Origin of the sequence: Marinobacter sp. ANT_B65, from assembly GCF_002407605.1 — a bacterium.
Lineage (GTDB): Bacteria > Pseudomonadota > Gammaproteobacteria > Pseudomonadales > Oleiphilaceae > Marinobacter.
This window is the reverse complement of the sequence record NZ_NXGV01000004.1, coordinates 203,381-216,068: the sequence shown is the minus strand read 5'-3', so window position 1 is coordinate 216,068 and position 12,688 is coordinate 203,381. Positions and strand designations below refer to the sequence as shown.

Below are 12,688 nucleotides of genomic sequence, written 5' to 3'. Positions count from 1 at the left end.
TGTTTGTTCGATGAACTTTCGATCAATCGTGGTGAGCCGTCAGATTCCCTGGTAGAGGGTTACGACGCAGGCTCCGCCCAGGCCAAGATTGTGTTGTAGCGCAAACCGTGCGCCTTCAACTTGCCGTTGATCGGCTGTACCTCTTAGCTGGGATACCAGCTCATAACACTGGGCAAGGCCGGTTGCTCCAAGCGGGTGACCTTTAGAGAGCAAGCCGCCTGAAGGATTAGTGACGACGCGACCGCCGTAGGTATTGTCTCCGTCAAGGATGAATTTCTCTGCGGTGCCTTCTGGTGTCAGTCCCAGCCCTTCGTAAGTGATGAGCTCATTAGCAGTGAAGCAATCATGCAGTTCCACCACGCTGACGTCTTCGGGGCCGATGCCTGCTTTCTCGTAGACCTGGCTGGCTGCGGATGCAGTCATGTCGTAGCCAACGACTTTGCGCATATCATCGCTTTCAAAGGTAGCGGCGGTATCTGTCGTCATGGCTTGCGCGGCAATGACAACGCTGGCGTCAAGGTTGTGCTTGCGGGCGAATTCACTGGAGCAGATGATGGCCGCCGCAGCGCCGCAGGTAGGTGGGCAGCACTGGTACCGGGTGAGCGGGCCAAAGATAGTCGGCGACGCCATGACCTCTTCTAACGTAAGGGGCTGACGGAATACTGCAAGCGGGTTACGCGCAGCATGCTGACGAGCCTTTACGGAGATTCGCCCTAATGTGTCCGGGCTGATGCCATACTGGTTGATATAATCCAAACCGGCGCCGCCAAAAAATTGGGCAGCCCGGGGTTTATTGGGGTCAATTCCCTGGTGGGCTTTCATTGCTTCGACAAAACGGTCCATTGGAGAGGGACGATCGTCGTACGCACCTTTGAGAGCACCTGGTACCATTTGCTCGAAGCCGACGGCGATTGCGCACTCTACAGAGCCGCTTTCAACTGCCTGGCGAGCCAGAAACAGCGCGCTGGAGCCTGTTGAGCAGTTGTTGTTGACATTGATTACCGGGATGCCGCTCAGGCCTACGCCATAAATGGCGGCCTGGCCGGAAGTGGAGTCGCCATAAACGTAACCTACGTAAGCCTGTTGCACGAGGTTGTAATCAACACCGGCGTCTTCAAGAGCCTGTTTGGCAGCGCGAGCTCCCATAATATGGTAAGGGTCGCTGGCACCAGGCTTGGTGAATGGAATCATACCCACGCCGACTACGTGGACAGCCCGTTGATTACTGGACATGGCATTATCTCCTTGGATTATTGAGTGCTCGATTAGTATCCGGTGGCCAGCAGTCCGCTCCAATGGCCATTTCATGGAAACTGACTGTCAAATTCAGACAGCGGGGCTGCGTTTGATGTAACCGAACAAGTAGGCGCCAATCTTGCGTTTCTGGATCTCATCTGACCCTTCAGTGATGCGGTAGCGGCGGTGATGTCGGTAGATGTGTTCGAAAGGTTTGTGGCGCGAGTAGCCCATTCCGCCATGCACCTGCATGGCCGTGTCGGCTGCTTCACAGCACAGCTGATTTGCTGTGTAGTTGCACATTGAGACTTTGTCGGAGAGCTGCTTTTCCACCTCTTTTTTGGTCATCCGATCCATTTGCCAAGCGGTCTGCCGAATAAAGGCGCGTAACATTTCAGCCCGAGTGGCCAACTCCACCAGCGGGAACTGAATCCCTTGGTTGCGAGCCAGCTCCTGCCCGAATGGCTTCCTTTCTCGCGCGTACTTGACGCTTTCACGAATACAAAAGTCTGCGGCTCCGAGGCTCGATGCGGCTTGGCGAATCCGGTTCTGGTGTACAAAGTGCTGGGCGATCGCCAGTCCGCCGCCCACGTCGCCGAGCACGGTGCTGCTGGGTACCCACACATCGGTGAAGCTGACGCGAGGATGATCTGTCGGCATGTTGAACGTCCACAGGTACTCTTCCACGCAAATGCCGTCAGTAGCGGAAGGCACCAGAAAGGCGGTGATGCCTTTGGCGTCACCGTCCTCTCCACTGGTACGCGCGAAAACTACGATGTGGGTAGCTGTATGAAGACCCGTTGTCCACATTTTACCCCCGTCGATACGCCAACCTTCTTGTCCGTCGCGCGGTTCCTGACGAGCTGTTGTGTCCATGTGGGTAGCATCAGAGCCATGGTCGGCCTCAGTCAGGCCGAACGACAGCTTGATGGTTTCATCCAGCATGCCCTTGATAAAGGTTTCTTGCTGCTCGGGGGTTCCAAAATCACGAATAACCAGTACGAAGGGTTTGTTCCCGACAATGGAATGTTCGTTCTGCAGGTCGTTGTGCAGTCCCAGACCCTTTGCGGCCAGGTGTTCGCGGATAACGGCCATCCATAAGTTACTGCCACTTTTACCGCTAAACTCGACCGGCAGCGCGAATCGCAGATGGCCCGCCCTGTCCGCGCGTCGACGGACTTCGGCCAGCAGGGCTTCCCATTCGGGGCGGGGAAGCCCCTGATTATCAAAGTCGGTTCGTGCCCACTCACGACGATGGTCGAAGAAGCGCTCGTTGTCATTTTCGGCCTGCAAAGGTTTGATTTCCGCCTCTATAAACTGGTCAAGCTCTGCAAGATAGCCTATGAGTTCGTCAGGAAGGTCGAAGTTCATGGTTGGCTCCTGTTATGAATGGCAGCGTGGTAACTGCTGTAACCGGGCTGGTCTATGGAAAGCCGGTTCAGGGTGATCATCCAGAGGTGATCAATCAGACCTGGCGTATCGAAACCGTATTGGCCTGAGGCCAGCTTCTCGCAAAGTTGCCTGTTCATGACTTCAAAGGTGTCTTCTCGGATTCCCGGCAACCGGGTAAGGCTGTCTCGCTCTGCAGCATCGGTCTTCGGCGCGAGCCGCAGTTCGCGCTCGACAATATCCAGAACGTTGGCTGCGACCCTGGCGTCGAACGCCTCCCGGCCTGAAAGCTTTGGTATGGCATCATTGCGCAGGAACGCTGTGACGGATTCAAGCAGCTCGATGGCACTGGGTGAACTCTGCATCATTTATCTCCTTCACATGGGGCCAGTAGATTCAGCAGGTCGATTTCCGTTTCGGAGCTGCGACGACCTATAGCTGCACGTTCGACGCGACGAGGTTTGCCGTCAGGCGGTGCGCTTGCCATGCCCTGGCACATAATTCCCCATTTGAGACAGCCCAGAACCTCCCAGAAACGTACGCGAGCAATGTCTACGGATCCGCCGCCGGCTTCATAACCAGCAATGAGGTCCTTGCGATGACCGAACCCGCCTACAGGAAGGTCCGTGCGCCCAAAGCGCCAGGAGTTGACGCACAGCCAGCCGAGATCTTCCATCGGATCGCCCAGGTGCGCGAGCTCCCAATCCAGCACGGCACGAAGGCCTTTTCCTCCGACAATCAGGTTGCCGTTGCGGAAATCGCCATGCACCAGTACGTTTTGTTCCGGCGGGGAGGGGAGGTTGTTGCCAAGCCATTGAAATGCCAATTCAAATACCGGGCGCAGGGTGCCACTGGCCCGATGTTGTGCCAGATAACCATCAATGGTTTCTATGGCCGTCAGTACAGGAAGGTCCGGGAGGGGCGCGACGGGAATCTGATGGATGGCCGCCAGAGCCTGTCCACACTGGTAAGCCAGTACCTTGCGGGCTCCGGTAAAAGCAGTATCTCGCACAATTCGACCACCGAGTGTTTCACCTGCTACAAAATTCATAAGGAAGCCATCCCCGATGCCGTCGTCGGGTTCCAGCACTGTCTGCACCTGAGGTACAGCTACCCCTGCGCTGGCGGCGTGCCCGAGCAGGCAGGCTTCGAGTGCCATTGTGGACATCGCGGCTGGCTCAGGGCTTGTGGCCGGCTTACCTGATGCCATGGTGCGCCGCAGGATCATAGGTGTTTCGCCTGCCGGGCTTTGTGCGGTAAAGGACCAGGTTTCCTGATTTGCACCGCCGGAAAGACGACACAAACCTGTGAGGGCCGTAACGTTCGGATCTACCCGTCGGGTAACCTGAAACAGCCTCTCACAAAGCTGCGATTCCGCCTCGGAGGGGGTTATTGTTTTCATTGTCTTGCTCTTTTCGGAATGGGCTACTGTAAAAAGGCAGAGCACGCATTAGCGGCATGACCTCATTCAGTATCCTGCGCAAGACTTAGCGATCCAATGGCAAATCAGAGGAAAGTGGCTGTCAAAACCTGACAAGGAATGCTTACACGAATCAAGCTGCCGATTTGCTAAAAGGCCGAAAGAGCCAGTTCCATTTCCTGAGCAAATTTTGCGGCGGCGACAGGCAGGGCCCGGTCGTGATGCATTCCCATCACCAGCTTTCCCACCGGTAGCCGACTGTCGGTGAGCGGCAATGCCACGAGGTCATTCGACAGCCGGGCGTCATCGGACCCGCTGCGGGATGAAATGCCGATGTCTACCTGGAAACACACGCCGCCCGCCAGTCTGGCGAAGTTCCGCATCATTTCATACGAATTCGACTCAAGAGCGGGTTCGATACTGATCGATGAATTGGCCAGAAAGGTGTTCAGCAGCACCCGGCCTCCCAACGACGACGCGGGCAGGGCCACGGGGTAGTCCAGACAGTCCAGAACCCTCACTGATTTCTGGAGGGTGAGGGGGTGATCGGCTGCCACCAGGGCTTTGACCCGCTGCTCTACTACGATTAAGGGTCGGAATTTGGCTTCTGCTGGCGGGTTCAATGCCAGTCCGAGATCGGCTTCAAAGTTCAACACCCGTTGCATAACCTCTTCCCTGCCGCAGACCGTTGTTCTAAAGGCGACTTTTGGGTATCTGCGTTGAAAATCTGCGATCAGGCGCGGGAGAAAATCTGCGCTCGCGGCTTCAATCACCGCCAGCCTGACTTCCCCTCGCCTGAGGCCGTTCAGGGCCTCGACTTCCGAGCGCATCCGTTCAGCTTCCGCCATTTGGCTGCGAGCATAGACGATAAAAATTTCACCTGCCGACGTCAGCCTGACGCCTCGTGGCAAGCGCTCAAAAAGCTGCGCGCCTACCTCACGTTCAATGTCGAGAATTCGACGGTTGACCGCCGAGGAGACTATGTTCAGGCGCTCCGCAGCTTTGCGAATTGAGCCGGCTCTGGCCACTTCGTCAACGTAGTGAAGATAACGGGTGTGCTGCACGCTGAACGTCTCCCTTTGCGGCTGGCACCTGTGTCTGGTGCGCTCGGATCGAGGTATTTGAAATGCGATGCCTTTTGGGCATCACTATGAGCTTAAATGGTCGCTTGTCAAGCTCACTCCTGAATCACTATCGTTGCATTGATTGAATCGATTCCCGTCGCACATGAGAGGCAAATATGAAAAACGACCGAATGACCGCAGGTGCAGTAAGGCCGATCTTTATGATGTGGCTGACATTGATGTTCGCAGTGGTTTCCCAGGCTGCAGCCGCAAGCGACCTGAAAGACGTGACACTCAGGCTTAAATGGGTGCATCAAGCTCAGTTCGCAGGATTCTATGCTGCAAAAGAGAAAGGTTTTTATGAAGAGGCGGGGTTGAATGTTGAGATCCGCCCAGGCGGTGTCGACTTCCCGGCAGTGCAAATGGTTGCATCCGGCAGTGAAGACTTCGGCATTACCGGTGCTGATCAGATCCTGCTTGCCAGCGGAAAAGGTGTACCGATCACAGCGGTAGGGGCGGTCTACCGGAAAACACCGTTTGCTCTGTTCGCGATGGCGGATTCGGGCATTGAGACGCTTGCGGATCTTGAAGGACAGCTGGTGGGTGTAAAGCTGGGTGGAAATGAGGAGTTGACCTACCGCGCAATGGTTCAGGCAGCGGGTCTGGACAAGTCCGCGATAAGGGAAATGCCAATAAAATACGACCTTAGCCCCTTCCTGAATGGTCAGGTTCAGGCCTGGCCTGGTTATGTGATTAACGAAGTGATCTCAGTGCAGGAAAAGGGGCACGACGTTAATGTGATTTCACCTGCGGACTACGGCATCAACTTCTACGCCGATACGCTCTTTGCCCGCAATGACCTTATCGAGTCTGATCCTGCAATGGTGGAAGCATTTGTCCGTGCAAGTTTCCGGGGCTGGGCCTACGCCCTGGAGAATCCGGAAGAAGTTGCCCGTTTCGGTCTCAAATACAGCGACAAGCTGAGCTTTGAGCACGAGCTGGCGATGATGAATGCCAGTATTCCTCTGCTTGCCCCTGAGCAGCCTCCACTGGGCAGTATGACCCGGATGGCTTGGCAGAATCTTCAGGAGCAGTTGCTATCCCTTGAGTTCCTGGACGAGAAACAGGAAATCGAAAACGTCTACACAAATGAATTCCTGGAACAGAGCAAATAATGCAATCGTCAGCCATACAGGCCTCGGCGGATTCCCCGGGTGGAAACGCCTTGGCGGGGGATCCGCTCCTGACCCTGCAAAACTGCAGCCTCACCCTGAACGATACGCACATATTGCGCAATATCGATCTGGATATCAGGAAGGGCGAGTTCGTATCCATTATCGGCCCCAGCGGTTGCGGGAAATCCACTACGCTCAGGCTGATGCTTGAACTGCTGAAGCCGGATGCTGATGACAGATCCGGTGCTGGCAAGGTGATATTTCCGGAGGTCCGGCCGCGCCGTGGCATGGCCTTCCAGAAACCGGTTCTTATGCCCTGGCTTACCATTCGTGGAAATGTGGAACTGAGCCTCTCCCTGGGACCACAAAAGACGCCGCAGAGCCTTCGCAGGGGTAAGGCCGAGGCCGCACTCGAACTAGTCGGGCTGCTCTCTTATGCCAACTATTATCCAAAACAACTATCCGGAGGCATGCAGCAGCGTGTGGCACTTGCCCGCACACTGGCGGCTGAACCGGAACTGCTCCTGATGGATGAGCCTTTCGGGGCGCTCGACGAAATGACCCGGAACACGCTGAATCTGGAGCTGCTCAGGCTCTGGGAAAACCGGGCAAACGGACTCAAGAGCATTGTCATGGTTACTCATTCGCTGCACGAAGCGGTCAGCTTGTCTGACCGGGTGGTAGTGCTGAGCAGTCGCCCTGCGGGGATAAGTACGATTATTGACGTGCCGCTACCCAAGCCCCGAAGTGCCGGTTTTGTCAGCGTTGAAGAGACCGAGGCTTATCAACAGACAATTGCCAGGCTGCGAAGGGAGCTGCAACGTGATGACTGATGTATCCAAACGACCGCGCCCCGGGATTCTCAGGCGTTATGACGCACTGCTGTACCCGCTGGTGTTTATCAGCCTGCTACTTGTGGCCTGGGAAGTATCTGTCGATATCTTCAAAATCCCGGCCTATATGCTACCGGCACCGTCGGATGTGCTTGATGCCATGGATTCGGACCTGATTAACCATACATGGGTAACTCTTCAGGAGACCTTGTGGGGTTTTCTGATTGCAAACATTGCCGGCTTTTTTGTCGCTGTAATGTTTGTGCATTTCCGGCCTGTCGAGTTGAGCCTTTTCCCCGTGGCTATTGCCCTTAAAACAACACCCTTGGTGGCGCTGGCGCCATTGCTGGTGGTGTGGCTGGGCACAGGTATGGCTTCCAAGATTGCTGCATCAGCTCTGATCTGTTTCTTTCCTGTGTTGATCAACAGTGTGAAGGGCTTGCGATCCATCGACGCCGAGAGTGATGAGCTTTTCCGGACCTATCAGGCCAGCCGGCGGGAAATATTCTGGAAGTTACGGCTGCCTGCCAGCCTCCCGTATGTCATGTCTGCACTGAAAATTTCCAGTTCACTGGCGGTTGTAGGTGCGATTGTTGGTGAGTTTGTTGGTGCAAACGCCGGGCTGGGATATGTGGTTCTGGTGTCGTCGTACCATCTGGATACCGACGTTATGTTCTCCGCCATTTTCGCTGCCGCTTTCATCGGGCTGACATTTTTCTGGATTCTTGAGGCGATTGATCGCCATTTTATTTTCTGGCAGCAGGAAGGAGCTGACTGATGCACTGTCATGTCCATACTATCCCGATTGATCATCCAGGCGACGTGAGCAGGCTCCGCCTGGCTATCGAAAACAGCGACATACGAGCCAGCGAGGTTATTGCCATACTTGGAAAGACCGAAGGTAATGGCTGCGTGAACGATTTCACCCGTGCGTACATGGCCAGTGAGCTGAAGGCGCTGTTCCGGGAATATCTTGGCGCAGAGAAGGCATCGGCCATTTCCATGGTCATGTCCGGGGGAACTGAAGGTGTTTTGAGCCCTCATCTGACGGTTATCAGCCGTTCGGGAAGGGCGTCGGTGGATAACCTCCGCACCGACGGGGAAAAGGCCTTTGCTGCCGGTGTCGCAAAAACACCGGTGATCACCCCCGCAGCTCTGGGACGGGAAGAACAGATCCGCCTGGTATCCGAGGCTACCCTGGCGGCTATGAGCGACGCCGGCATTACCGACCCTGCAGACGTTCATTTTGTGCAGGTAAAGTGCCCGCTGCTGGTGTCCTCCGATTTCGCAGATAATGACGGGGCGACTATCACTACCGAAACCTATAAATCCATGGGCTACTCCAGGGGCGCTTCTGCACTTGGTATTGCGATAGGGCTCGGCGAAAGCGGATTTACAGATGCGGCTGCTGCGGCCGGGCTCAACTGCACGGATTTCCAGAGATACTCGGCTGTTGCCTCCGCGTCGGCAGGCGCAGAGCTGGACTACTGTGAGGTGGTTGTATTGGGCAATTCCCCCGCGTCTGAAGGTGATCTGTTTATATGCCACGACGTTATGACGGATGCGCTGGATTCAGGTGTGCTTGAGCGAGCGTCCGCGAGTGCCCGGGCACTTGCACCGGAAGGTTTCGAAATTGTCCAGATACTTGCAAAAGCTGAAGCCGATCCCGGTGGCCGCGTGCGCGGGTATCGCAACACCATGCTGGACGATTCAGACATCAATCATACCCGTCACGCCCGCTCTGTTGTTGGTGCAGTGCTGGCTGCTGCCGCTTGCAACCCGATGATCTATGTATCCGGTGGTGCTGAGCATCAGGGGCCACCGGGTGGCGGCCCATTTGCATTGATTGCCCGCCGCTCCGCCCGCTAGGTTTTTCCGGCTGCCCGTATCACGTCTGGACGGGCAGCTACTGCCTTGTTTTGGATAGCTAGCTCAATATTGTCTTGCACTCTTTTGGCTCCTGTGTGGCTGTTTTGGTGCAGAGTCCCGGGAATACAGAGCTGCACTTCAGGGCGTATTTGCCCGCTTCTGTTCGCAAATTGACCATGATGGCTGTTTCATGGCCAATAAAACGGGGGCTCCGTAAAAATCCCCGAAATGGCATACCTTATGCAAATCTCCGTATCAGGAGCGTATCAACGCCCCCTTAAATACATTCGGAGGTTTAATATGCACAGCTCAAGGTTGGCCCTCGCTGCGCTGGCAAGCGTTCTGCTTTCAGGAACGGTGCAGGCTGCGGATACATTTGAGCCAGAAATGCTGACGGTTGAAGAGCAGATTCAGCCTGGCCCAAATCTGTTTGTTCTGGATCAGAGTTGGGATGGCGCAAGCCAGACTGTGGTTCTGTCCAGAGACGATCTCAGTGTGAAAGGAAATCTGAGTTTCGGCATCGTCGGCCAGATGGCCGCGAATAGCGATTTTACCCGCCTTTACAGCTTGTCTCATTACGCAAAACGAATCACCTATGGGCCAACAGAGTCTGTGGTTCAGGAATTTGATGTTCCTACTCTGACCCTTCTCCAGGAAGTAGTGGTGCCCGATAAAGCCGCTCAGGTGGCACCGTCTAATGCAATTCTGGCGATTTCCTACGACGATCATTACGCCTTTGTGCAAAACGCTACACCTGCGACGTCTGTAACGGTAGTGGACTTGAAGGATGGCAGTGTGCTGCAGGAAGTTCCTATACCTGGTTGCTATGGCGTCTTCCCCGCAGCGGATTCCGTGAAGTTCACGACTGCCTGTGGTGACGGGCGCTTCCAGAGCTTCTCTTTAGGTTCCGATGGTCAGTTCGGCTCGCCGGAGAGTAGTGAAAAAATCTTTGATCCCGACCAGGATCCGGTTTACATCGTGGGTAAGCGGGCTGGCGATGACCTTCTGTTTGTCTCCTTTTTCGGGAATGTCTACCAGATATCCGATAGTGACAAGGCGCCCAGTTTAATCAGCAAGCGTTCCTTCACCAAGGACGTGAAAGAGCCATGGGCACCCGGTGGTGTGGATGTGGTTGCATACAACGAAGCTCATGATGTGATGTTTATCACCATGCATTCCGAGCCATACAACGGCAGCCATAAAAACGGCGCAGAGGAAGTCTGGGCTGTAAGTCTGGAGAGCGGCAAGGTGCTGGGTCGCACAGAAGTCAAACATCTGGTGTCGCTGTCTGTGACTGATGGTGAGCAGCCGGTTCTGTTTGGTCTTGATGAAGACGGCATGCTTTACCGTTATGAAGTAAAGGCAGACGCGGGCTTTACCCTGGAAGAAACCCATTCCGTTGAAGGCGTAGGTGGTTGGGCCATTTTCTCATTGACGGAGTCTTGATCATGGCCCAGGAACTTTTGGATATGACCGTACTGACAACCACGGTGCTGCTGGCTCTGCTGTTTGCTCATGCTGCCTGGCATAAGGTTTCGGATTACGGCCGGTTTCTGGGATATGTCATCAATTACCGGTTGCTTCCGGAGTGGGTTGCCGGAACCGCGGCTAACACACTGATTCTGGCCGAGGGGCTGTTCGTGCTGTTGCTGCTCTATCCTGCTACGTCATCTCTGGGCGCGACGGGACTGGCGGCCTTGCTGTTGCTTTACGCTGCAGCCATGGCAGTCAGTCTGTTCCGGGGCCGGGCCGAGATCGAATGTGGTTGTGGTGGTTCGTCCCACCCGGTGTCCTGGTTGCTGGTACTGCGCAATCTGGCGCTGGCCAGTCTGGCGGTGATGGTAGCTCTGCAGGGTGTGCAGGGAGTCGCAGTAACAGCGCTCTTTGTGGCACTGCTCGCTGGCATCGGGCTTTGGCTGATCTACAACCTGTTTGGAAAACTGGCCGAAAACCACCGCATGCTAGTGGCTCAAAGCAAATCATGAATTTCAGAGGGTAATTCTGTGGCAATTCTATCTTTTACCGTTGCGTTGCTGGTTGTGATGGTGGCAGGGCTGATTCTCGGCTTTTTTGTGCTGGCCCGTCAGATCGGCATTCTCCACGAGCGGGTTGCTCCTGTAGGAGCCATGATCAACGACAGTGGTCCCAAAATCGGGGAAACCTCCCCTGTTTTTGATCTGGACAGCCTTACCGGAGGCAAAGTGAGCATTGGCAATCCGTCCAAAACGCACACTCTGGTTTTCTTCCTCTCTCCGACCTGCCCCATCTGTAAAAAGCTGGTGCCGGCACTCAAGTCGATTCAGAAATCGGAGTCCAGCTGGCTGTCTGTGGTTTTAGCAAGTGACGGGGATCAGCCACGGCACGAGCAACTGATTGCGGCCCAGGGTCTGGAAGGTTTTCCTTATGTGCTGTCTGAACATCTTGGAGTGACTTACCGGGTCTCCCGTTTGCCTTTCGCCGTGTTGCTGGACGAGCAGGGTACGGTGCGGGCCAAAGGTCTGGTGAATTCGAGAGAGCAGTTGGAAAGCTTGTTTAATGCGTTGGAAACCGGCTATGCATCCGTTCAGGATCTGGTCAGCAAAACAGCTAATTATTGAAAATTCGGGAGGACATTATGTCCAGCATGATGAATCGTTTATTTAACCTGATTGACAAGGCGTCCGAGAAAAGCACCCGGCAAGCCGCTCAGCATTATGGTCGCCGGTCGTTTCTTGCCAGGGCAGGCACAGTTTTTGCCGGCGCGATGCTGGTGCCGGTTCTGCCATTTGACCGGTCGCTTGGTGGGGCTGCCTTCGCCGCAACCACGGAGGATGAGAACGATTGCAGCTATTGGAAGCACTGCGCTCTCGATGGCAACCTCTGCTCTACGTCTGGAGGGTCTTTGACGTCCTGCCCGGCGGGCACGGAGGCTTCCAAGGTTTCCTGGATCGGCACCTGCCGGAACCCTGACGACGAAAAAGATTATCTGGTTTCGTACAACGACTGTTGTGGTCGTGCAACGGTACCCAGTTCAACCTTTTGCTTCACCAGTGAAGGCGAGCGCCCGGGATATCGTATGGGACTGCACAACGACATCAACTGGTGTATGGCCAACACTAACAAAGGTTATCACTGTACTGTTTCCGTGGTGCTTGGGGTGGCTAATACTTGAGTTGGCTATCAGGGTTAAGTGTATTCCGGAATCCGGGAGCTAAGGTAATGAACCATAAGGGCGCGGGCGGCCTGTTGATCGTTCTGCTTCTTGCCGTGCAACTGTTGTCACAGGCCGCCGCCGCTGAACGATCAGCGGCGGCAAACTACATACTGCGTTGCGCCGGCTGCCACGGTACGGAGGGCAGGGGTGTCGCATCTGCAGGTATCCCTACGTTTCCGGGGTATGTCGACGAGTTTTTTAATGACGAGGAAGGCAGGCTGTATCTGATGCATGTACCCGGTGTTGTGGGGGCGGGCCTTCGCAACGATGAGATCTCGGAGGTGATGAACTACGTAGTTGACCGTTGGGGTAAACCCAACGTAGAGGTCGAGCATTTCACGACAGAGGAGGTCGGCCGGTTACGGCAGCAGCCAGTAAAGGATGTTGTTCTTCTGCGGTACAGCATCACGGATCGGCTGGCAAAGGAAGGAGTGGAGTTACCGGAGTATACCTGGCCCTGAATGTGGACTGTTCGGGCTGCCATTCCTTTGCGCAGTTTCAATACTGCC

General features: G+C 55.2%; 14 protein-coding genes. 9 read left to right on the top strand and 5 right to left on the bottom strand.

Annotation, left to right across the window (positions count from 1 at the left end; all coding sequences use genetic code 11):
• Positions 1-39: 39 nt before the first annotated feature.
• The 5 genes from CPA50_RS17120 to CPA50_RS17100 all read right to left on the bottom strand — a co-directional run bounded on the left by CPA50_RS17120 (position 40) and on the right by CPA50_RS17100 (position 5,109).
• Positions 40-1,233 (bottom strand): lipid-transfer protein, encoded by a 1,194-nt coding sequence (locus CPA50_RS17120; RefSeq protein WP_096783740.1) that lies wholly within the window; start codon positions 1,231-1,233, stop codon positions 40-42.
• Between the two features lie 93 nt (positions 1,234-1,326).
• Complete coding sequence (locus CPA50_RS17115; protein ID WP_096783739.1) at positions 1,327-2,607, bottom strand: acyl-CoA dehydrogenase family protein; 1,281 nt, start codon at positions 2,605-2,607, stop codon at positions 1,327-1,329.
• Positions 2,604-2,993 (bottom strand): DUF6285 domain-containing protein, encoded by a 390-nt coding sequence (locus CPA50_RS17110; RefSeq protein WP_202971781.1) that lies wholly within the window; start codon positions 2,991-2,993, stop codon positions 2,604-2,606. The genes CPA50_RS17115 and CPA50_RS17110 overlap by 4 nt, the downstream gene beginning before the upstream one ends.
• Positions 2,990-4,027: a phosphotransferase family protein gene (locus CPA50_RS17105; protein WP_096783737.1), complete on the bottom strand. Its 1,038-nt coding sequence runs from the start codon at positions 4,025-4,027 to the stop codon at positions 2,990-2,992. Before CPA50_RS17105 ends, CPA50_RS17110 begins: the two co-directional genes overlap by 4 nt.
• A gap of 167 nt (positions 4,028-4,194) precedes the next feature.
• Complete coding sequence (locus tag CPA50_RS17100) at positions 4,195-5,109, bottom strand: LysR family transcriptional regulator (protein ID WP_096783736.1); 915 nt, start codon at positions 5,107-5,109, stop codon at positions 4,195-4,197.
• Between the two features lie 176 nt (positions 5,110-5,285).
• Between CPA50_RS17100 and CPA50_RS17095 the strand changes: the two genes are divergently transcribed.
• From CPA50_RS17095 to CPA50_RS17055, 9 genes are all read left to right on the top strand, one after another.
• Positions 5,286-6,284 carry an ABC transporter substrate-binding protein gene (locus CPA50_RS17095; protein WP_096783735.1) on the top strand — a complete coding sequence of 333 codons (999 nt, stop codon included), beginning with the start codon at positions 5,286-5,288 and terminating at the stop codon, positions 6,282-6,284.
• On the top strand, positions 6,284-7,117 hold the full coding sequence (locus tag CPA50_RS17090; protein WP_096783734.1) for an ABC transporter ATP-binding protein: 834 nt from the start codon (positions 6,284-6,286) through the stop codon (positions 7,115-7,117). The genes CPA50_RS17095 and CPA50_RS17090 overlap by 1 nt, the downstream gene beginning before the upstream one ends.
• Positions 7,110-7,895 carry an ABC transporter permease gene (locus CPA50_RS17085; RefSeq protein ID WP_096783733.1) on the top strand — a complete coding sequence of 262 codons (786 nt, stop codon included), beginning with the start codon at positions 7,110-7,112 and terminating at the stop codon, positions 7,893-7,895. Before CPA50_RS17090 ends, CPA50_RS17085 begins: the two co-directional genes overlap by 8 nt.
• The gene (locus CPA50_RS17080; RefSeq protein ID WP_096783732.1) at positions 7,895-8,986 is read left to right on the top strand and encodes a ring-opening amidohydrolase; all 1,092 of its coding nucleotides are present in this window, start codon (positions 7,895-7,897) and stop codon (positions 8,984-8,986) included. Before CPA50_RS17085 ends, CPA50_RS17080 begins: the two co-directional genes overlap by 1 nt.
• A 300-nt stretch (positions 8,987-9,286) precedes the next feature.
• The gene (locus tag CPA50_RS17075; RefSeq protein WP_179397257.1) at positions 9,287-10,432 is read left to right on the top strand and encodes an amine dehydrogenase large subunit; all 1,146 of its coding nucleotides are present in this window, start codon (positions 9,287-9,289) and stop codon (positions 10,430-10,432) included.
• A gap of 2 nt (positions 10,433-10,434) precedes the next feature.
• On the top strand, positions 10,435-10,971 hold the full coding sequence (locus CPA50_RS17070) for a MauE/DoxX family redox-associated membrane protein (protein ID WP_096783730.1): 537 nt from the start codon (positions 10,435-10,437) through the stop codon (positions 10,969-10,971).
• 18 nt (positions 10,972-10,989) lie between these two features.
• A complete protein-coding gene (gene mauD / locus CPA50_RS17065) occupies positions 10,990-11,583 on the top strand; it encodes a methylamine dehydrogenase accessory protein MauD (protein WP_202971780.1) in 594 nt (197 codons plus the stop codon).
• A 17-nt stretch (positions 11,584-11,600) separates the two neighbouring features.
• Complete coding sequence (locus CPA50_RS17060) at positions 11,601-12,137, top strand: methylamine dehydrogenase light chain (RefSeq protein WP_096783729.1); 537 nt, start codon at positions 11,601-11,603, stop codon at positions 12,135-12,137.
• Positions 12,138-12,184: 47 nt separating this feature from the next.
• Complete coding sequence (locus tag CPA50_RS17055) at positions 12,185-12,640, top strand: c-type cytochrome (protein WP_096783728.1); 456 nt, start codon at positions 12,185-12,187, stop codon at positions 12,638-12,640.
• The last annotated feature ends 48 nt before the right edge of the window (positions 12,641-12,688 follow it).